The sequence below is a fragment of the Burkholderia sp. BCC0097 genome (genome assembly GCF_902832985.1).
In the GTDB taxonomy this organism is placed as follows: Bacteria; Pseudomonadota; Gammaproteobacteria; order Burkholderiales; family Burkholderiaceae; genus Burkholderia; species Burkholderia orbicola.
Window position 1 is genome coordinate 111,846 of record NZ_CADFDM010000004.1, and the last position, 19,360, is coordinate 131,205.

The window sequence follows — 19,360 nt, forward strand, 5'->3', positions numbered from 1 at the left end:
AGAACGGAGATGATTCGTCTGAACAAGTCCGCGGCGCTGCCCGTGGTCGGCATGACAGGCTTCGAGACGCCGCTGAGCGAAGAGGAAAGCGCAATCCAGCACACGGTTCATCGTTTTGCGCGCGACGTGCTGCGGCCGATCGGCCGCGAGCTCGACCGGATGACGGCGGAGGACGTGATCGCCCCCGGCTCGCCATACTGGGCCGCGATCGTCGAGAGCGCGAAGCTCGGGCTCGATCCGCAACTGATCGCGCAGTTTCCGCCGGAGACGGCCGTGCGCATCGAGTCGCTGATCGGCGAGGAACTCGGCTGGGGCGATTCGGGCCTCGCCGTGTCGATCGGCGCGGCCACGATGCCGCTGATGATGGCGCACACGGTCGGCAACGCCGAACTGGTCGAGATGTGCGCGGGCAAGGTCGGCTGCTGGATGAACACGCAGCCTGACCGCGGCTCGGACGCGGCGATCCTGTATCGGCAGGAACTCGCCGGGAACGGCCGGCAGCCGGTCGGCAACGTAACGGCGAAGGTCGGCGCCGACGAGATCGTGATCAACGGGCAAAGCTCGGCATGGATCTCGAACGGCTCGGTCGCGCAGGTCGCGCTCGCGTACATGGCGGCCGATTACGGCGACGGCTTCTACGGCGAAGGCGAGCGCAGCGCGTTCACGAACGGCATCGCGATGATCCTGCCGCTCGATCTGCCTGGCGTGTCGCGCGGCAAGCCGCTCGACAAGATCGGCCAGCGCTCGCTGCCGCAGGGCGAGATCTATTTCGACAACGTGAAGGTGCCGAAGCGCTTCGCGGTCGCGCTGAAGGACGACTATCTCGGCAACCTCGCGTCGACGTGGTCGTACGCGGGCACGCACATGTGCCAGGTGTTCGTCGGCGCGGCGCGGGCCGCGTTCGAACTGGCGCTCGCGTATTGCCACGAGCGCAAGCAGGGCGGCGCGCTGCTGATGGATCATCAGATGACCCACCTGCGTATCGGGGAGATGCTGCGCCGGCTCGAGATGGCGCGCGCGATCGCACGCCGCAGTCTCGCGTTCTCGCGGATGTCGCCGCAAAGCCATCCGTATGCGACCGCGCAGGCGAAGGTGAGCGTGACCGAGGAAGCGATGAAGATCACGCACGAGGCGTTCCAGCTGTTCGGCGGCAACGGCACCACGCGCGAATTCCCGATCGAGAAGCTGTTCCGCGACGTGCGCTCGGCGCTCATCGAGGACGGTGAGAACTACATTCTGGCGTCGCGCCTCGGTGTGCTGGCCGGCAAGCTTTACGAGAACGGCTGGACGCGGGAGTAAGTGGTGCCGTGCCGCGCCGCGGCCACGCCCCGGCAGAACATCGCAGGGGCGCGGACCGACCGTCAGTGCCCGACTTCCTTCAGCAGCGCGGCGGCCGCGAGCTTGCCGATGCCGTTCGACGCGAGCGGGCTGTCGCCCGTGATCAGTTTGCGGTCCTGATGGCAGCGCCCGGTCATGTCCTTGTTCAGCACGCGCGCGCCGAGCTTTTCGAGGCTCTGCGCGACGAGCCACGGCAGCGGGCCCGGCATGTAGCCGATGTCGAGGTTCGGCCCCGTGTCGAGCGCATCCGGAAACACGCAGAGCTCGTAGTCCTTGAACGGGTAGTCCTCGGGATCTTCGTCGACGGCGGCCGACAGCAGGCATGCGGGCCCGTGACACAGCGTGATGATGTGCCGGTCCTGGTCGAGCGCCCAGCGCAGCGTGCGCTTGACGTCCTTGCTGTGCGGAATGCCGGCAAGCACGCCGTGGCCGCCGGGAATGAACACCGCGATATACGGCGAATCGGCGCCGGGATGCTGGTCGAGCACGTCGGACAGCTTGAGCGGCTTCTTCAGCTTCGGCAGGTACTTGCGGTAGGTGCTCTGCACGGCCTCGTCATCGCTAGGCATCGCCCAGAGTTCGAGCTTGGCCGGATTGCCCGACAGCGTCGCGATGTCGATCTCGAAGCCGGCCTTGTCCATGTGGTGCATCGGCAGCAGCATCTCGACCGGATGGTTGCCGGTCGAGAACATCTTGCCGTTCGTCATCAGGATGTAGCGCTCGTCGGTCGCGATCATCAGGACCTTCCACTTGCCGCCGGTGTACGGATTCGGGTAATCGGCGCCGTCGAAGTCGGTCTTCGACGACGTGTACTGCGACAGCGAATACGGCGACGGGAAATACGCGTTGTTCTCCGCCGGGTCGGCGGCGGGCGTGCGGTCCGTCTGCGTCGTGTCGGAAGTCATGGCTGCTCCTTGCTCGGGGGATGGGTTCGGATGGGGCGGGCGTGGCCGGTGGGCGCCTGCGTGAGTCGTCGCGGCGATTCCGCGGCGGCGACCTGGCGTTCCGGTCATGTCCCGGTCGTGCGGACGGGTATCTCGCAGGGACGATACGTGCTGCGATGAATCCTACAACGCCGTTCCGCGGCGAACGCCTCCCCGAACGGGTGGGTATCCCGTATGCATCGCCGTGATACGCGTCCGGACGGCTCGCCGCCGCTTTCGACGGGGGCTCGCTCCCCCCGGACAGGGGGGACGCGAAAGCCGGCCGGTCCGGTATCGTGGCCGCACGCTCGACGACCCGACCGGTCGCCCATGGAGACTTTCATGCATTCGTCATACCCGTACCCGCAAGACGAACCGGCACCGTCCGGCCATGCGTATCCGCTGCTGATCAAGCAGTTGCTTCATGCGCCGCTGGCCACGCGGCCCGAGCAGGAGATCGTGTACGGCGACCGGGTTCGGCATGATTACTGGACGTTCCGGCATCGCATCGGGCAACTCGCGAGCGGACTGTCGTCGATCGGTGTCGGCGCGGGCGACGTCGTCGCCGTGCTGGACTGGGACAGCCATCGCTACCTGGAGTGCTACCACGCGATTCCGATGATGGGCGCGGTGCTGATGACGGCCAATGTCCGGCTGTCGCCTGACCAGTTGCTGTATACGCTCGACCATTCGGGCGCGCGCGTCGTGCTGGTGCACCGCGACTTCCTGCCGTTGTGGGCGGGCATGCGCGACCGGCTCGACACGGTGCGGCACGTCGTGCTGATCGCCGACGGCGACGAAACCGGGTTGCCGGACGGTTTCACCGACGAATACGAGGCGCTCGTCGCGGCCGGTTCGCCCGATTTCGCGTTCCCCGATTTCGACGAGCAGACCCGCGCGACGACGTTCTACACGACCGGCACCACCGGCCTGCCGAAGGCGGTGGCGTTCACCCATCGGCAGCTCGTGCTGCATACGCTCGCGGGCATGGCGGCGTTGTCGAGCGCGCGCGATCGCGGTCGCGTGCATCGCGACGACGTCTACATGCCGATCACGCCGATGTTCCATGTGCACGCCTGGGGAATGCCGTACATCGCGACCGCGCTCGGGCTCAAGCAGGTCTATCCGGGCCGTTATTCGCCGGACGGATTGGTCGCGCTGATCGCGCGCGAAGCGGTGACGTTCTCGCATTGCGTGCCGACGCTGCTCGCGATGATTCTCGACAGCCCGGCGTCGGCGGCGGCCGACCTGTCGGCGTGGAAGGTGATCGTCGGCGGCTCGCCGCTGTCCGACGGGCTGGCGCGGGCGGCGCTCGCGCGCGGGATCGAGGTCTACACCGGGTACGGGATGTCGGAAACCTGCCCGCTGATGACGATCGCGCAGATCGACCCGCCGCGCGCGGCCGGCGGCGCATCGGCCGACGACGACATCGCGCGCCGGACGAAGGCGGGGCTGCCGCTGCCGCTCGTCGACCTGCGCATCGTCGACGCGCAGTTTCGCGACGTGCCGCACGACGGCCGCTCGGCGGGCGAGGTCGTCGTGCGGACGCCGTGGGCGACGCAAGGCTATCTGGGCGATGCGCCGGCGTCGGCCGCGCTGTGGGCCGGCGGCTATCTGCATACGAACGACATCGGCGTGATCGATCCCGACGGCCGGCTGCAGATCACCGACCGCATCAAGGACGTGATCAAGACGGGCGGGGAATGGGTTTCGTCGCTCGAACTGGAGGACATCCTGTCGCGTCATCCGGCCGTGCGCGAATCGGCGGTGATCGGCGTGAAGGATGCGCGCTGGGGCGAGCGTCCGCTCGCGCTGGTCGTGCTGACCGACGAGCAGGTCGGTCGCGTCGAGCCGGAGGAATTGAAAGCGCATGTGAAGCAGGTGGCCGACCGCGGGCTGATCTCGCGCTATGCGGTGCCGGAGCGGCTGCTGATCGTCGACGCGATCGAGAAGACGAGCGTCGGGAAGATCAACAAGCGCGCGTTGCGCGAGCGCTACCAGCCCGACTGAGCGGCGCGCGCCCGGCCGTCGAAGACGCCGGCGGTCAGGACGAGGCGACTTTCCCGCCCGGGGTAACCCCCCGAATGGGGGGCTGAACATCGCGCGCCGGTTCGAGAACAATGCGGGTCCCGTGTCGCGGCCGATACGCGCATTGCGCACCCACGCCGGTACGGACATCACCTACCTTTGACGGCCGGCGTCGAATCGTTATGCTGTTTTCGGTGCACGGCGAGACCGGCCCGGTCGGCGGCTTCGCTTGCCGTGCCGGCGGACACGCGATCACCGCGAGGAGAACAGGAACAGCATGGCGCCGACGGACAGCAGACAACCGGCTCGCCCGCCGGACACCGATGCGATCGAAGTGCTGGTGCGCACCAAGCTGGCGCCGGCGTCGACCCGCGGAATCGTGACGCGCATCGCGCGGCTCGGGCGGCTCAGGCGCGGCCTCGACCGCCGGCTGACGCTCGTGAGCGCGCCGGCCGGTTACGGCAAGACCACGCTGCTGGCCGAGTGGCGCCATGCGCTGGTGGCGTCGGGCGTGAAAGTCGCGTGGGTGAGTCTCGACCAGGACGACGACAACGCGTCGATCTTCGCGTCCTACGTGGTCGCCGCGATCGTCGACACGACCGGCGGTGTCGGCGCCCGCGCGCAGCAGTTGTTGCGCGATCGCGCGCTGATTCCGCTGAAGACCGTATTCGACGAACTGCTCAACGAACTGGACAGCGCGGGCGTCGAGCTGTTCCTGATGCTCGACGACTTCGATCGCCTCGCGTCGCCGGTCATCCACGACGCGATGTTCGATCTGCTGCGCTACGCGCCGTCGAACCTGCATGTCGTGCTGTCGTGCCGCTCGGCGCCCGCGTTGCCGCTCAGCTATTTCGAATCGCGCGACGAACTCGTGCGGGTGGACGAGAACGACCTGCGTTTCGACGACGCGGAGACGCGCGCGTTCTTCGAGCGGGTGGCCGGCAAGCCGCTCAATGCGGACAACGTCGGGCGCCTGCGCGCGGCGACCGAAGGCTGGGTGTCGGGCCTGCAACTGGCGGCCCTGGCGCTGCACGACGACAGCGACGCGGCGCGCGTGGCCGAGCAGGTCAGCCACGCGCGTGCCGGCATCGCCGCGTACCTGAACGAGAACGTGATGACGCAGGTGCCGGACGCGATCCGCCACTTCCTGCTGCATACGGCGGTGCTCGACCGGATGACGCCGGCGCTGTGCGATGCGCTGACCGGCCGCGACGACGCGCTCGACTGCCTCGAATGGCTGAGCGCGCACAACCTCTTCATCCGGTCGATCGACGGCGACCGCCGGCGCTACCGCTATCACGCGCTGTTCCTGCAATACCTGCGGGAGGAGCTGGCGCTGCGCGAGCCCGGCGCGGTGGCCACGCTGCATCGCCGCGCGAGCGCGTGGTATGCGGCCGAGCGGCAATGGCCGGACGCCGTCAGGCATGCGCTCGCGGCCGGCGACTTCGATGCGGCCGCCGGCTGGGTCGAGGCGTGCGCGATGAAGCTCATCGCGTCGAGCGACGTGCGTACCGTGCTCGACTGGGTGTCGCGCCTGCCCGCGCAGGCGCTGACGGGCCGCCTGCGGTTGCGGATCGCGCATACGTGGGCGCTCGCGCTGTCGATGCAGATCGTCGATGCGCGCCGTGCGCTGGAAGCGCTGGAAGCCGACATCGCGGCCGGGCGGCTCGATACTGACACGGTTACGGCGACGGAACTGCTGGCCGTGCGCTCGCTGATCGCAGGGCTGTTGGATCGCAGCATCGAATCGCTGCAGCTCGGCGAGCGTGTGCTGGCGGCCGCCCCGCCGGCCGGTTCGTGGGTCGAGCAGATCGGGCAGACGACGCTGATCTTCGGGCTCGGCTACGCGGGCCGCCTCGGCGACGTGCGGGATCTCGGCGCGCGCGCGGAACACGCGGCGTCGGGGCACGAGCCGCTGTACGCGAACGTGTACCGCCAGAACATGTCGGGCCTGGCCGAGTTCGTCGCCGGGCGGCTGCACGACGCGTCGAAGACGTTCGAGACGGCGTTGCGCGCCGCCGAACGCTCGGCGGGTCGCCTGTCGGCAGCGACGGCGCTGTCGGCCGGCTATCTGTCGGCGATCTACTACGAATGGAACGACTGGGCGAAGGTGCGCGACGCGCAGGCCGACCGCTTCGACATCGCGATGCAGGCCTGTTCGCTCGGGCCGTTGCTGAGGTTCATGCAGACCGCCGCATTGCTGCAATTCCGGTCGGGGAACGACGCGCGGGCGCACGACATGCTCGACGAAGCCGATCGCATCGCGTGCAGCCGGCAATGGCTGCGGCTGCGCGTCGCGTGCATGGCGACCGGTATCCGGCTGCATCTGGACGCCGGCCAGCCGACGCAAGCCCACCGTGTGGGGCGCGCGCTGGCGTCGCTGGTGTCGCCCGTGCCGCCGGACGAAGCGTCGAGCCACGTCGAGACGTGGCAGATGGCGCAATCCGCGCAGGCAAGGCTGCTGCTCGCCGATGCACGCGCGAACGAAGCCGCGCAGCGCATGGCGACCGTGCACGCGGTGCTGGCCGCGCGCGGGTTCGACTGGTTCGCGGCGCAGGCCGCCGTGTTGCATGCGATCGCGCTCGACCACGCGGGCGACGAAAGCGCGGCGCTCGCGGCGTTCGCGCGTGCACTCGAATTCGGTCAGGGCAACGGACTCGTCCGCACCTTCGTCGACGAAGGCGCGGCGGCCGAGCGCTTGCTGGCGCGCATGCAGAAGCGTGCCGACCGCTTTCCGGCAGTCGGCGCGTGGTATCTGCGCGACCTGGCCCGTGCGTTCGACGCGCAGCGGGCGTCGGGCGGGGCACCGGCCACGCGGCCGGGTGCGACCGGCAACCTCAGCGCGCGGGAGCTCGAGATCCTCGACTACGTCGCGCGTGGCCTGTCGAACAAGGAAATCGCCCGCGCGCTGCGCGTCGCGCCGGAGACGATCAAGTGGCACCTGAAGAACATCTTCGAGAAGCTCAACGTGACGTCGCGCATCCAGGCGGTGCGCAGCGGGCTGGCGCTCGATCCGTCACGCGTGCGGCGCGATGACGAATGACCGGCTGACGCGCTGTCGCCCGCGTCAGCGGTGCGCGGCGAACGCAGCCACGATCTCGTCGATCGCCGCACGGATGCGCGCGGTGTGGCGCAGGTCGCGGTGCGTGACGAGCCAGACCTCGTACGGCGACGCCCGCATGCGGTCCGGCCAGATCCGCGCGAGCCCGTCGCGCTCGCCCATGTGAACCGGAATCTCGCCGACGCCGAGGCCCGCACGCAGCGCCGCACGCAGCATCAGGTTCGAGTTCGTCCGTGTGACGATGCGGCCGCCGTCGATCGGTTCGCCGGCGAGGGTCGGCTTGCGGCTGGCGTCGATGTACGGCTGGTAGACGGCGAGGTCGTGGCCCGCGAACGCGCGGCCGCGCTCGGGCTCGCCGTGCCGGTGCAGATAGTCGGGCGACGCGAACAGGCCCATGTCCCAGCACGCCAGCCGGCGCGCGACCAGATCGGGGTTCTCGGGCCGCACGGTGCGGATGGCGATATCGGCTTCGCGTTTCGCGAGATTCAGGATGTGGGTCGACGTGTTCAGCGCGACGGAGACGTCGGGATGTTTCGCGTGCAGCCGCGCGATCGACGGCATCACGAACTCGATCGCGAGCGCGTCGGTCGTCGTGATCTTCACCTCCCCGGCGAGCCGCCGGTCGACCCCCTGCGTCAGCCGCACCAGCTCGTGTGCGTGCTGCTCCATCGCCTCGGCGGCGCGCAGCGCCAGTTCGCCGACCGGCGTGGGCAGGTAGCCTTTCGACGAACGCAGGAACAGCGTCGCGCCGAGCATGTGCTCGAGCGTCGCGAGCCGCCGCCCGACCGTCGCCTGATCGACGCCGAGCGTCTGCGCCGCGCGGCGCAGCGTGCGCTCGCGATGGATCGCGAGAAAGACGCGCGCGTCGTCCCAGTTCATCGTGTGTCCCGACTGATGCATTTTTGCATTCCCCGACCGGTAATTCGCTGCGTGCCCGCGCGCGGCATCGCCCATAGACTGGCTTCACCTACATGGCGATGCCGCGATTCGGGGATGGCCCGCGAATCGGCCGCGCATCGACGAACGTTGAGGATCATATCGTGATTGATGACGCGCCCCCCCTGCCCACCCACATGACCGGGATCGAAATCGTGCGGCCCGGCGGCCCCGACGTGCTCGTGCCGGCGACCCGCGCCGTACCGGTGCCGGGCCCCGGCGACGTGCTGATCCGGATTCACGCGGCCGGCGTCAACGGCCCGGACGTATTCCAGCGCAAGGGGCTGTACGATCCGCCGCCCGGCGCGTCCGACATTCCCGGCCTCGAGATCGCCGGTGAGGTCATCGCGATCGGGCGCGACGTCGCGCGGTTCGTCGTCGGCGATCGCGTCTGCGCGCTGATTCCCGGCGGCGGCTATGCGGAATACGCGGTGGCGAACGAGAGCAACACGCTCGCGATTCCCGACGGCCTCGGGATGGCCGAAGCGGCGGCGCTGCCGGAGACCTTCATGACGGTCTGGCTGAACCTGTTCCAGCGCGGCCGGTTTGCGGCCGGGGAAAGCGTGCTGATCCACGGCGGCGCATCGGGCATCGGCACGACGGCGACGATGCTCGCGAAGGCGTTCGGCGCGGCGACGATCATCACCACCGTCGGGTCGGACGCGCAGCGCGACGCGAGCATGCGGCTCGGCGCGGATCTCGCGATCGACTATCGCAGCGAGGATTTCGTCGAGGCGGTCGCGCGCTTCACGGGCGGCAAGGGTGTCGACGTGATCGTCGACATCATCGCGGGCGACTACGTCGCGCGCAATTTCGCGGCGGCCGCGATGAACGGGCGCATCGTGCAGATCGGCGTGATCAATGGCCCCGCGAAGGAGCTCGATCTGTTTCCGATGCTGACGAAGCGGCTCACGCACATCGGCTCGACGCTGCGCTCGCGCACTTACGCGGAGAAGGCGCAGATCATTCGCGAGCTCGAGGAGGCCGTGTGGCCGCTGATCCGGCAAGGCACGGTCAAGCCGCAGGTCTATCGGCTGTTCGATTTGCGCGACGCGCGCGCGGCGCACGAGCTGATGGATTCGGGACGACATATCGGCAAGATCGTGCTGGTGACGCCGGCCGCGGATCATGCGCTTCGGGCTGCCATCGACGCAAACGCCAAGCATTCCACATGATCGGCAGACGCTTCAGCCCCCCGGTCGGGGGGCTGAAGCCGCGGCGGGGATGGCCCGACAATCGGGGCACCGAATGCGTCGCCGCGCCCCGCCGGCGCGTCGCGTGGATGCAGCACCGCACTGGACGATGAGTCGAAATGGACATGCTCGAGAACATGCGGACGTTCGTTCGCGTCGTGCAGGCCGGCAGCTTCTCCGCCGTGGCGAAGCAGACCGATGTCGCGACCGCGCAGGTGTCGCGGGCCGTCGCGAGCCTGGAGGCGTATGCGCAGATTCGTCTGTTGAACCGGACCACCCGGAAAATCGCGCTGACCGACAGCGGGCGCCGCTATTTCGAGCGCCTGCAATCGATCCTCGGCGATGTCGACCAGGCGAATGCCGAGGCCCGGAACGCGCTGGTCCGCCCGTACGGACGCTTGCGCGTGCATACGATGCCGGGCCTCGGGCAGAGCCATGTGACCGCGTTGGCCGTCGCCTATCGGGCGCGCTTTCCCGAAGTCGCCATCGAGATGACCTATTCGCAACGGATGCCCAATCTCGTCGAGGAAGGCTACGACGTATCGGTCGTCACGGCCGCGAGCCTGCCTGATTCCGCCTGCATCGCGCATTCATGCGGCACGTCGTTCAGCGTGCTGGTCGCGTCGCCGGCCTACCTGGCTCGCCACGGCGTGCCGTCCGCGCCCGCCGACCTGGCACGCCATACCTGCCTGCGCCTCGATACGCCGGCCGAAGCGAACGACGAATGGCTGCTGCACGGCCCCGGCGGCCAGACCGCGTCGCATGCGGTCACGGCCGCGCCGTTCCACGCGAATGCGCCGGAGGCGCTGTCGATCGCGCTGCGCGCGGGGCTGGGCATCGGCTCGCTGGCGATCTATTCGGCGATCGACGACCTGCGCAGCGGGCGGCTCGTGCGCGTGCTGCCGGACTACCGGTTGACGATGCTCGACGTGTACGCGATGTATGCGTCGCGTCGCTTCCTGGACGCGAAGGTCCGTACCTTCGTCGAGCATCTGCGCTTGGGGTTGTCGCCCGCGCTGAAAGCCGACGCCCGCGCGCTCGACGCGCTCGTGGCGCCGTGCGGCCGCGAGGGTGCCCGTGCGGCGGCCGGTGTCACGGCCTGACGGCCGGCCCATCCGTCGTACCCGTTGTACCCGTTCGTTCCTGTCGAGGAGAATCCGATGAAGTCCCGTTTTGCAATCGTCGTTGCAGGTTTCGTTGCGTTGTCGCCGCTGGCCGGTCACGCGCAGTCCGCCGCACCCACCGCGCCCGCCGAGCAGGCGGCGTCGGCGGCCGCGTCGCCGCGAGCGGCGAAGAAGGCCGAACGCGCGGCCGACCGCGCATTCGCGAAGAAGGTTCGGCAGGCGATCGTGAGGGCGCCCGGCGTGGGCAATGCGCAGGTCACCGTGTTCGCGAAGGCGAAGACGGGCGACGTGACGCTGGCCGGGCAGATCGCCGACGAGTCCCAGGACCGGGCCGCGGTGGACGCGGCCCGCCAGGTACCGGGCGTGACGTCGGTGAAGAGCAAGCTCCAGTTACGCCTGGAGGGTGGCCAGTAACGGAAAGGGTTGACGGCATCGGGTGCATGTCTTTGCGGGTCTCGTCGTGTAAAGAATCCACGGCGAAGGCTCGGGAAGGCACACACCCGTGCCGGCTGCGACGCGTCCCGCCGGTGACGGGGGCGTCAGATGCGACCGAGCAGCACCAGTATCACGACAATGACGACGATCAGCCCGACGGTCCCCGATGGCCAGTAGCCCCAGCTTCGGCTATGCGGCCATGAAGGAAATGCTCCGATGAGCAGCAGAATCAGAACGATGATGAGGATCGTACCGAGCATCGCATCCCTCCTGGATTTATTCGACACGGTGTGGGCTGACGCAATTCGCGTGCCGCGAGGGGACGATCGTTCCGTAGGGCGCCGCTGCCGCATCGGACGGTGCGCGGCGGGCGACCGGGATTACGCGCCGGCGTCCATGCCGGCGGTGTCCGGCCAAAGCAGGGCCTGGGCGACGACGACGTGATCGCCGTTGAAGGTGGCGGCGGGCGAGCCGTACAGGCGATAGCCGAGCGCCAGCGCATCCGACACACGGTGGCAAAACGCTGCGTCATCCTTGCCCGTCAGCAAGCGGTAGCGGGGCAGGTCGTTGGGCGGGGAATGCGACATGGGCAGGACTCCTGTGAAGGGGGCGGATCGGCCAGTATAAGTCGGACAAACCCATTCCATCTGCGAAGGCCGGGGCATTTACATCATGAATGCCTGTTCATTCAACAAATAAATTTTAAAAATGGCCGCCCACTCGCTATGCTGAGTCCTTCACTCAGGTGGGCATGCAATGGCTGAACTCTTTCTGGTACGGCACGGGCAGGCGTCGTTCGGCACCGACGACTACGACCGGCTTTCCGCGACGGGCGATCAGCAGGGCGTCTGGCTCGGCGAATATTTCGCGCGGCAGGGCCTGGCGTTCGATCGCGTGATCTGCGGCACGATGAACCGCCATGCGCAGACGGTCGCCGCGATCCTGCGCGGGATGGGCCGCGAAGGCGTCGCGGTGGACCGCCATCCCGGCCTGAACGAATACGATTTCCACGGGCTGTTCGCGGCCGCCGCCAGCGACTACCCGGAGATCGCGCGGCTCGCGGCCGGCTCGATGAAGGACCATTTCCGCGCGCTCCGGCAGGTGCTGCAGCTGTGGACCGAGGACAAGCTCGGCGAGGCAGCCCCCGAAAGCTGGGCCCATTTCCAGCAGCGCGTGGCCGACGCGCGCGCGGCGATCCGCGCAGGCGGCGGCCAGCGCGTGCTCGCGGTGAGCTCCGGCGGCCCGATCGCGGTCACCGTGCAGCAGGTGCTCGCGGCCCCGCCGTCGAGCGCGATCGCGCTGAACCTGCAGATCCGCAACAGCAGTCTTTCGCAGTTTTTCTTCAACGCCGAGGCGTTCCACCTCGCGTCGTTCAACGGCATCCCGCATCTGGAGGACCCCGAACGACACGCGCTGCGCACCTACGGCTGACCCACGAACGATCGCGACGATGACGAATCCTTCCCAGCAACTCGACGTAGCCCGCCTCACGCGCTATCTGGAAACGCACGTGCCGGGCTTCGAAGGCCCGGTCGACACGGAGAAGTTTGCCGGCGGCCAGTCGAATCCGACTTTCCTGCTGAATGCGAAAAGCGGCCGCTACGTGCTGCGCCGCCAGCCGCCGGGCGAACTGCTGAAATCCGCGCACGCGGTCGACCGCGAATTCCGCGTGCTCACCGCACTGTCGGGCACCGCGGTGCCGGTCGCGCACCCGTATCACCTGTGCGAAGACCGCGACGTGATCGGCAGCCTGTTCTACGTGATGAGCTTCGAGGATGGCCGGATCTTCTGGGATCCCGCGCTGCCGGAACTGCCGAAGGCCGATCGCGCGACCTGCTACGACGCGCTGCTGCAGACGATGGCCGCGCTGCACGACGTCGATGTCGACGCGGTGGGCCTCGCCGACTACGGCCGCCCGGGCAACTACTTCGAACGCCAGATCGGTGTCTGGACGAAGCAATATCGCGCGGCCGAAACCGGGCGCCTCGACGCGATGGAGACGCTGATCGACTGGCTGCCGAAGGCATGCCCCGAGGACACGGGCCGGCCGGCGCTCGTGCATGGCGATTTCCGGATCGACAACCTGATGTTCGCGCGCGACGGCTATCGCGTGCAGGCCGTGCTCGACTGGGAACTGTCGACGCTCGGCAACCCGCTCGCCGATCTCGCGTACTTCTGCATGTGCCTGCGGCTGCCGTCCGGCGGCCAGGTGCGCGGGCTCGCGGGCCAGGATCGCGCGGCGCTCGGCATTCCCGACGAAGCGGCGATCGTCGCGCGCTACTGCGAACTGCGCGGCATCGCGCCGATCCGCGACTGGCATTTCTACCTCGCCTTCAGTTTCTTCCGGCTCGCGGCGATCGCGCAGGGCGTGAAGGCGCGCGCGTTGCAGGGCAACGCATCGAGCGAGCAGGCGCTGCGCGTCGGCGAAATGGCCGGCCGGCTGGCCGAACTGGCCGTCGGCGTGATCGACGCGCATCGCTGATATCGCCGCGAAGGGTCACGATCGCCACGATCGCCGCGCGGCAATACGACAACACCATCAATGGAGGAGCACAGCAACATGGCAACGAACCTGTTCGACCTGACGGGCAAGATCGCACTGGTGACGGGCGCGAGCCGCGGCATCGGCGAGGAAATCGCGAAACTGCTCGCGGAGCAGGGCGCGTACGTGATCGTGTCGAGCCGCAAGCTCGACGACTGCCAGGCCGTGGCCGACGCGATCGTCGCGGCGGGCGGCCGCGCCGAGGCGCTGGCGTGCCACGTCGGGCGCCTGGAGGACATCGCCGCGACGTTCGAGCACATCCGCGGCAAGCACGGCCGTCTCGACATCCTCGTGAACAACGCCGCGGCGAACCCGTATTTCGGGCACATCCTCGATACCGATCTCGCCGCGTACGAGAAGACCGTCGACGTGAACATCCGCGGCTACTTCTTCATGTCGGTCGAAGCCGGCAAGCTGATGAAGACGCACGGCGGCGGCGCGATCGTCAACACGGCGTCGGTGAACGCGTTGCAGCCGGGCGACCGGCAGGGCATCTATTCGATCACGAAGGCGGCCGTCGTCAACATGACGAAGGCGTTCGCGAAGGAATGCGGGCCGCTCGGCATCCGCGTGAACGCGCTGCTGCCGGGGCTCACGAAGACGAAGTTCGCGGGCGCGTTGTTCGCGGACAAGGACATCTACGAAACCTGGATGACGAAGATCCCGCTGCGCCGCCACGCGGAGCCGCGCGAAATGGCCGGCACCGTGCTGTATCTCGTGTCGGATGCGGCGAGCTACACGAACGGCGAATGCATCGTCGTCGACGGCGGCCTGACGATCTGAGCGCGCAATGAAACTCGACAGCTACGCCGGCCAGGCCGTGATGATCACCGGCGCCGCGAGCGGCTTCGGCGCACTGCTCGCGAGCGAACTCGCCGCGATGGGCGCGCGGCTCGCGCTCGGCGACCTGAACGGCGATGCACTCGAACGCGTGGCCGCGCCGCTGCGCGCGGCCGGCGCCGACGTGATCGCGCAGCGCTGCGACGTGCGCGTCGAAACGGAGGTCGCCGCGCTGGTGCAGGAAGCCGTCGCGCGCTTCGGGCGGCTCGACGTCGGCATCAACAACGCGGGCATCGCCCCGCCGATGAAGGCGCTGATCGACACCGACGAAGCCGATCTCGACCTGAACTTCGCGGTGAACGCCAAGGGCGTGTTCTTCGGGATGAAGCACCAGATCCGCCAGATGCTCGCGCAGCGCGAAGGCGTGATCCTGAACGTCGCGTCGATGGCCGGGCTCGGCGGGGCGCCGAAGCTGGCCGCGTATGCGGCGTCGAAACATGCGGTGGTCGGGCTCACGAAGACGGCCGCGCTCGAATACGCACGCCACGGCATCCGCGTGAATGCGGTGTGCCCGTTCTACAGCACGACGCCGATGGTCACCGAAAGCGAGATCGGCGAGCGCCAGGATTTCCTGGCGCAGGGCTCGCCGATGAAGCGGCTCGGCCGGCCCGACGAAATCGTCGCGACGATGCTGATGCTGTGCGCGAAGGACAACAGTTACCTGACCGGGCAGGCCGTCGCCGTCGACGGCGGCGTCTCGGCCTTCTGAACCGAACGAACGGAAACACGGAAATCTCGAGGAGTCGATCATGGACTTTGGCTACACCCCGAAAGTGGAAGCACTGCGCGAACGCGTGAGCACATTCATGGATGCGCACATCGTGCCGCGCATCCGCCAGTGGAACGACGAAGTGCACGCGGGCCAGTATCCGGTGTCGTTCATGGAGGAACTGAAGGAACGCGCGAAGGCGGAAGGGCTGTGGAACCTGTTCCTGCCGCACCTGAAGGACGACGAGCCGGGGATGGGCCTGACGAACCTCGAATACGCGCCGCTCGCCGAGATCATGGGGCGCGTGAGCTGGGCGTCGGAAGTGTTCAACTGCAACGCGCCGGACACCGGCAACATGGAGCTGCTGCACATGTTCGCGACGCCCGAGCAGCGCGAACAGTGGCTGCTGCCGCTGCTGCGCGGCGAAATCCGCTCGGCGTTCGCGATGACGGAGCCCGACGTCGCGTCGTCGGATGCGACCAACATCACGACACGCATCGAGCGCGCGGGCGACGAGTACGTGATCAACGGCCGCAAGTGGTTCATCACGAACGCCGCGCATCCGAACTGCAAGATCTTCATCGTGATGGGCAAGACCGATCCCGAGGCCGAGTCGCACCAGCAGCAGAGCATGATCCTCGTGCCGCGCGACACGCCGGGCGTGACGGTCGTGCGCAACATCACGGTGGTCAATCACCACGCGCCGGAAGGGCACTGCGAGATCACGTTCGACAACGTGCGCGTGCCGGCGCGCAACCTGCTTGGTGAGGAAGGCAGCGGCTTCGCGCTCGCGCAGGCGCGCCTCGGGCCGGGCCGCATCCACCACTGCATGCGCTCGATCGGCGCGGCCGAGCTGGCGCTGGAGCTGATGGTCGACCGCGCGCAGTCGCGCGTCGCGTTCGGCAAGCCGCTGAACCGGCACGGCACGGTCGGCGAATGGATCGCGCGCTCGCGTATCGAGATCGACCAGGCACGCCTGCTGGTGCTGAAGGCCGCGTGGATGATCGACAAGGTCGGCGCGAAGGCGGCGCGCAAGGAAATCTCGATGATCAAGGCGCTCGTGCCGACCGTCTATACGGACGTGTGCGACCGCGCGATGCAGGTATTCGGCGCGGCGGGCTTGAGCCCCGATACGCCGCTGGCCGACCTGTGGACCTGGGGCCGCGCGCTGCGCTTCGCCGACGGCCCGGACGAGGTGCACCTGCAGGCCATCGCGCGGATGGAGATCAAGGACGGCGAACCCGGCGCGACGGCACCATACCTGACGCCGCCGCCGCGCGGCTGAGCGGCGCGCTGCACCGGAGAGCGACGTGGGTGAACGGGAGGCGCACGCCGTATTAAGATGCCGGCAAGGAGATCCGGCGATGCGCCTTTCGAAGATTGATCTGAACCTGTTCGTCGTATTCGAGGCGATCTACAACAAGCGCAACCTGACGCGCGCGGCCGAGGTGCTGAACCTCACGCAGCCGGCCGTCAGCAACGCGCTGGCGCGGCTGCGCAAGACGCTGAACGATCCGCTGTTCGTCAGCACGCCGGCCGGGATGATGCCGACGCCGATGGCCGAGAACATCGTCGGCCGCGTGCGCGAGGCGCTGCAACTGCTCGATTCGAGCGCGCACGAAGGCGACGTGTTCGATCCGGCTTCGTCGGCGCGCGTGTTCCGGCTCAGCATGAGCGACCTGACGGAAGCGCTGTTGCTGCCCGCGCTCGGCGAGCTGCTGCAGACGCATGCGCCCGGCATGCACGTGCGCAGCTACACGATGGACCGCCGCGAAGTCGCGACCGCGCTCGCGAACGGCTCGGTCGACATCGCGATCGACGCGCCGCTGATCGGCGATCCGCATCTGCACCAGGCGCTGCTGGTGCAGGACCGCTACGCGTGCATGATCCGCAACGATCACCCGTTCAAGGGCGACACGCTGACCATGGACCACTACCTGTCGATGGGCCACATCCACGTATCGAGCCGCCGCAAGGGCAGCGGGCACGTCGACGCGGAACTGACGCGGCTCGGGCTGCGCCGCAACATCCAGATGCGCGTGCAGCACTACATGGTCGCGCCGCTGATTGCGATGCGAAGCGATCTCGTGCTGACGGCGCCGCTGCGGCTGCTGCAGCGCTATCCGGCGCGCATCCTGGAACTGCCGTTCGAGATGCCGGGGCTCGACTACTTCTGCTACTGGCATCGCAGCGCCGATCAGGATCAGGGCAGCCAGTGGCTGCGCGAGCAGTTGATGACGCTGATGGGCGGCATCGGTGAGGTGCGCTGATGTGCGCGCAGGCGGCTCAATACGAATCGTCGTCGAAGCGTGACGATGCGGGCCGGCGCTTCATGTCCTTCAGCCAGTTCCTGACCTGATCCGGATCCTCGAACTCGCGCAGCGCGACGGTCAAATCCTGGTTGCTCCGCTGCATGCCGGCAATGTCGCGCGTAAGCATGCGAATCACGGTATCGGGCGCGACCTTGGTGGACGGCGCGATCCCGTACGTGCGCCGGAAGTCGTTCTCGACGTGCACGATCTCCTGATCGAGTTCGCGCAGTTGTTCCTCCAGGATGCCGTTGTAGCGTGTGAGCCGCGCTTCGCCGAGGCCGTCGATCGCACGCCGGTCGATCTGTTCGATTTCCAGCTGCAATTCGAGTAGCTGGAGCAGATTGCCTTTCTCGTAGGCACGGTTGACCCGCTGCATCAGCACGGTCTTGCGTTGCTGTTCCTGCGGATCGGTTTCGCGATCGGGGTGCAGCGCGCTTGCGAGCTTGCGATAGATCTCGCGGATCGACTTGTTCGATTCGGCCTGCTCGGCTTCGACCCGCGCCTGCGCGGCCGACTGCTTCGGTGCCTTCTTGCGCTTCGCGCGCTGCGCCTCGCGGGCCGCGTGGGCGGCCATGTCGCGCTCGAACTGGGCGTCGAGTTCGGCCTGCATGCGTGCGGCGAGTTCGTCGGGTGACAGCGTATCGAGATCTTCCGGCGATTGCGGTTCGGGTTCCTGTTCCCGTCCCGGTTTGGCGGGCTCGGGAGCGGCCGCTGAGTGGCCGGTGTGCGCGGCTCCGGCATGCCGGTTGTAGATGATTTTCAACGTCGCGTCGTCGCTGACGTCGAGCAACTCGCGCGCCATATCCACGATCAGGTCGGACAGCGTGCGCTGCTCGGCCTTGCTCAGACCCTTCTGCAGGAACGCGTCGTCGAGCAGATGGATCAGCCGGATACGCAGCGCCGTCGCTTCCTGTTCGAGCGGCAACAACCCGTCGACGAACTTCTTCTGGAACGCCGGCATCACGGCTTCCCACGCGCCGAGCCGCTCGCGCCGCGTTTCGATCTGCTTGACGAGCGTATTGAACGTTTGCTGGGCTTTCGACAGGCTGGCTGTCTCGTGGCCGGGTGCGATGGCGACCGCGGCACCGCGACGTGCGGTCATGATGAGTGTCCTCCGGCCGCGGCGGAACGCGCGGCAGGCCGGTATTTTAGCCGCATGCCCGCGGGGCGGCGCGGAGTGGGGCACTTCCCGTTGGCGACCGGCGGCGCGTCAGTGCGTCACGGCCGCCGCTGCCGGCGCGCCGGAATCCGAACGCGGTGCGCCGTTCGGGCCGTAGGCCGCTTCGGCATTCTTGTGTTCGGCGAGGCGCTTCGCGGCCAGACGTTCCTGCGCGGCGACGATGTCGTCCGGATAGCTGTCGCCGTCGCCGATCGACGGGTTGTAGCCGACCGATTCGAGGTCCAGCAACTCCTGGCGCACTTGCGCGCGGGTGAGCGTCGAGTGGGACGATTGCGCGTACGACACGGTCGGTCCTGCAAGAAGCATGGTGGCGGTAGCGGCGACGGTGGCGATGGTAACGACGAGCGATTTCACGATTTCCTCAGACAGTTTCGTTGCGATTCGGCGTACGTGCGGCAGGCCGGACCGATGAAGCAAGTTTAGGAACCCGGAACGGCCGGATAAACGGCGATTCCTGGCGAGCTGTGTTCCAGAATGCGTGAGAGTGCGTAACGCGCATGCCGTGGCGATCACGCATCGGCGATTGCTGCGACGGTGCTTGTCGCATGAGCCGTTCCGGACGCGCGCGGTGACGGCGTCGTCATCGATCGTGGCGTTCGGCTCGGCTCGGTGGTAGGTGCGTGCGCGGGTCGAGGGCAATGATCCGATGCGCAGGCAGATCGACCGGCCGGCGCTGCGTCCAAGCCCGATTTCCGACCGGGGCAATCGGTTTGACTTGTCGTGCGGCGTGCGGGCGCGT

General features: G+C 68.0%; 18 protein-coding genes. 12 read left to right on the forward strand and 6 right to left on the reverse strand.

The features are described from left to right. The first annotated feature begins 9 nt into the window (after positions 1–9). Positions 10–1,299, forward strand: a complete 1,290-nt coding sequence (locus HWX07_RS14315; RefSeq protein WP_175876651.1) for an acyl-CoA dehydrogenase family protein — start codon at positions 10–12, stop codon at positions 1,297–1,299. Between the two features lie 62 nt (positions 1,300–1,361). On the opposite strand, the gene hchA is transcribed toward HWX07_RS14315, so the two are convergent. Beyond that, positions 1,362–2,243 (reverse strand): glyoxalase III HchA, encoded by an 882-nt coding sequence (gene hchA / locus HWX07_RS14320; RefSeq protein WP_175876652.1) that lies wholly within the window; start codon positions 2,241–2,243, stop codon positions 1,362–1,364. 360 nt (positions 2,244–2,603) lie between these two features. On the opposite strand from hchA, the gene HWX07_RS14325 reads away from it, so the two are divergent. Both HWX07_RS14325 and HWX07_RS14330 read left to right on the forward strand, forming a co-directional pair. Then, positions 2,604–4,271 carry a fatty acid--CoA ligase gene (locus tag HWX07_RS14325; protein WP_175876653.1) on the forward strand — a complete coding sequence of 556 codons (1,668 nt, stop codon included), beginning with the start codon at positions 2,604–2,606 and terminating at the stop codon, positions 4,269–4,271. 295 nt (positions 4,272–4,566) lie between these two features. Further along, a complete protein-coding gene (locus tag HWX07_RS14330) occupies positions 4,567–7,332 on the forward strand; it encodes a LuxR C-terminal-related transcriptional regulator (RefSeq protein ID WP_175876654.1) in 2,766 nt (921 codons plus the stop codon). A 24-nt stretch (positions 7,333–7,356) separates the two neighbouring features. On the opposite strand, the gene HWX07_RS14335 is transcribed toward HWX07_RS14330, so the two are convergent. After that, positions 7,357–8,229, reverse strand: a complete 873-nt coding sequence (locus HWX07_RS14335) for a LysR family transcriptional regulator (protein ID WP_027813897.1) — start codon at positions 8,227–8,229, stop codon at positions 7,357–7,359. Positions 8,230–8,423: 194 nt separating this feature from the next. Between HWX07_RS14335 and HWX07_RS14340 the strand changes: the two genes are divergently transcribed. From HWX07_RS14340 to HWX07_RS14350, 3 genes are all read left to right on the forward strand, one after another. Next, positions 8,424–9,461: an NAD(P)H-quinone oxidoreductase gene (locus HWX07_RS14340; RefSeq protein ID WP_175876655.1), complete on the forward strand. Its 1,038-nt coding sequence runs from the start codon at positions 8,424–8,426 to the stop codon at positions 9,459–9,461. A gap of 137 nt (positions 9,462–9,598) precedes the next feature. After that, on the forward strand, positions 9,599–10,582 hold the full coding sequence (locus tag HWX07_RS14345) for a LysR family transcriptional regulator (RefSeq protein ID WP_175876656.1): 984 nt from the start codon (positions 9,599–9,601) through the stop codon (positions 10,580–10,582). A gap of 57 nt (positions 10,583–10,639) precedes the next feature. Beyond that, a complete protein-coding gene (locus tag HWX07_RS14350) occupies positions 10,640–11,017 on the forward strand; it encodes a BON domain-containing protein (RefSeq protein WP_006480033.1) in 378 nt (125 codons plus the stop codon). Positions 11,018–11,142: 125 nt separating this feature from the next. On the opposite strand, the gene HWX07_RS14355 is transcribed toward HWX07_RS14350, so the two are convergent. Both HWX07_RS14355 and HWX07_RS14360 read right to left on the reverse strand, forming a co-directional pair. Further along, positions 11,143–11,298, reverse strand: a complete 156-nt coding sequence (locus tag HWX07_RS14355) for a DUF3309 family protein (protein WP_034185249.1) — start codon at positions 11,296–11,298, stop codon at positions 11,143–11,145. Between the two features lie 120 nt (positions 11,299–11,418). Further along, positions 11,419–11,625, reverse strand: coding sequence for a DUF1737 domain-containing protein (locus HWX07_RS14360; protein WP_175876657.1), 207 nt, complete (start codon positions 11,623–11,625; stop codon positions 11,419–11,421). A 169-nt stretch (positions 11,626–11,794) separates the two neighbouring features. Between HWX07_RS14360 and HWX07_RS14365 the strand changes: the two genes are divergently transcribed. From HWX07_RS14365 to HWX07_RS14390, 6 genes are all read left to right on the forward strand, one after another. Continuing rightward, complete coding sequence (locus HWX07_RS14365; protein ID WP_175876658.1) at positions 11,795–12,469, forward strand: histidine phosphatase family protein; 675 nt, start codon at positions 11,795–11,797, stop codon at positions 12,467–12,469. A gap of 19 nt (positions 12,470–12,488) precedes the next feature. Further along, the gene (locus HWX07_RS14370; protein WP_175876659.1) at positions 12,489–13,520 is read left to right on the forward strand and encodes a phosphotransferase; all 1,032 of its coding nucleotides are present in this window, start codon (positions 12,489–12,491) and stop codon (positions 13,518–13,520) included. Between the two features lie 78 nt (positions 13,521–13,598). Then, a complete protein-coding gene (locus tag HWX07_RS14375) occupies positions 13,599–14,363 on the forward strand; it encodes an SDR family oxidoreductase (protein ID WP_012338952.1) in 765 nt (254 codons plus the stop codon). Between the two features lie 7 nt (positions 14,364–14,370). Beyond that, complete coding sequence (locus HWX07_RS14380; protein WP_175876660.1) at positions 14,371–15,129, forward strand: glucose 1-dehydrogenase; 759 nt, start codon at positions 14,371–14,373, stop codon at positions 15,127–15,129. 40 nt (positions 15,130–15,169) lie between these two features. Next, entirely contained in the window at positions 15,170–16,414 is a 1,245-nt protein-coding gene (locus tag HWX07_RS14385; RefSeq protein WP_175876661.1) for an acyl-CoA dehydrogenase family protein, read from the forward strand. A 79-nt stretch (positions 16,415–16,493) separates the two neighbouring features. Next, positions 16,494–17,399 carry a LysR family transcriptional regulator gene (locus HWX07_RS14390; RefSeq protein ID WP_175876662.1) on the forward strand — a complete coding sequence of 302 codons (906 nt, stop codon included), beginning with the start codon at positions 16,494–16,496 and terminating at the stop codon, positions 17,397–17,399. Between the two features lie 16 nt (positions 17,400–17,415). Here the strand turns inward: HWX07_RS14390 and HWX07_RS14395 are convergent, their stop codons facing one another. Then, complete coding sequence (locus HWX07_RS14395; protein WP_175876663.1) at positions 17,416–18,543, reverse strand: J domain-containing protein; 1,128 nt, start codon at positions 18,541–18,543, stop codon at positions 17,416–17,418. Between the two features lie 108 nt (positions 18,544–18,651). After that, positions 18,652–18,975, reverse strand: a complete 324-nt coding sequence (locus HWX07_RS14400) for a DUF4148 domain-containing protein (protein ID WP_175877099.1) — start codon at positions 18,973–18,975, stop codon at positions 18,652–18,654. Between the last annotated feature and the right edge of the window lie 385 nt (positions 18,976–19,360).

What these genes read in the sequence shown, in the direction of transcription:
- HWX07_RS14315 (WP_175876651.1), top strand. Translation starts at nt 10, where the DNA reads ATGATTCGTCTGAACAAGTCCGCGGCGCTGCCCGTGGTCGGCATGACA.
- hchA (WP_175876652.1), bottom strand. Translation starts at nt 2,243, where the DNA reads ATGACTTCCGACACGACGCAGACGGACCGCACGCCCGCCGCCGACCCG.
- HWX07_RS14325 (WP_175876653.1), top strand. Translation starts at nt 2,604, where the DNA reads ATGCATTCGTCATACCCGTACCCGCAAGACGAACCGGCACCGTCCGGC.
- HWX07_RS14330 (WP_175876654.1), top strand. Translation starts at nt 4,567, where the DNA reads ATGGCGCCGACGGACAGCAGACAACCGGCTCGCCCGCCGGACACCGAT.
- HWX07_RS14335 (WP_027813897.1), bottom strand. Translation starts at nt 8,229, where the DNA reads ATGAACTGGGACGACGCGCGCGTCTTTCTCGCGATCCATCGCGAGCGC.
- HWX07_RS14340 (WP_175876655.1), top strand. Translation starts at nt 8,424, where the DNA reads ATGACCGGGATCGAAATCGTGCGGCCCGGCGGCCCCGACGTGCTCGTG.
- HWX07_RS14345 (WP_175876656.1), top strand. Translation starts at nt 9,599, where the DNA reads ATGGACATGCTCGAGAACATGCGGACGTTCGTTCGCGTCGTGCAGGCC.
- HWX07_RS14350 (WP_006480033.1), top strand. Translation starts at nt 10,640, where the DNA reads ATGAAGTCCCGTTTTGCAATCGTCGTTGCAGGTTTCGTTGCGTTGTCG.
- HWX07_RS14355 (WP_034185249.1), bottom strand. Translation starts at nt 11,298, where the DNA reads ATGCTCGGTACGATCCTCATCATCGTTCTGATTCTGCTGCTCATCGGA.
- HWX07_RS14360 (WP_175876657.1), bottom strand. Translation starts at nt 11,625, where the DNA reads ATGTCGCATTCCCCGCCCAACGACCTGCCCCGCTACCGCTTGCTGACG.
- HWX07_RS14365 (WP_175876658.1), top strand. Translation starts at nt 11,795, where the DNA reads ATGGCTGAACTCTTTCTGGTACGGCACGGGCAGGCGTCGTTCGGCACC.
- HWX07_RS14370 (WP_175876659.1), top strand. Translation starts at nt 12,489, where the DNA reads ATGACGAATCCTTCCCAGCAACTCGACGTAGCCCGCCTCACGCGCTAT.
- HWX07_RS14375 (WP_012338952.1), top strand. Translation starts at nt 13,599, where the DNA reads ATGGCAACGAACCTGTTCGACCTGACGGGCAAGATCGCACTGGTGACG.
- HWX07_RS14380 (WP_175876660.1), top strand. Translation starts at nt 14,371, where the DNA reads ATGAAACTCGACAGCTACGCCGGCCAGGCCGTGATGATCACCGGCGCC.
- HWX07_RS14385 (WP_175876661.1), top strand. Translation starts at nt 15,170, where the DNA reads ATGGACTTTGGCTACACCCCGAAAGTGGAAGCACTGCGCGAACGCGTG.
- HWX07_RS14390 (WP_175876662.1), top strand. Translation starts at nt 16,494, where the DNA reads ATGCGCCTTTCGAAGATTGATCTGAACCTGTTCGTCGTATTCGAGGCG.
- HWX07_RS14395 (WP_175876663.1), bottom strand. Translation starts at nt 18,543, where the DNA reads ATGACCGCACGTCGCGGTGCCGCGGTCGCCATCGCACCCGGCCACGAG.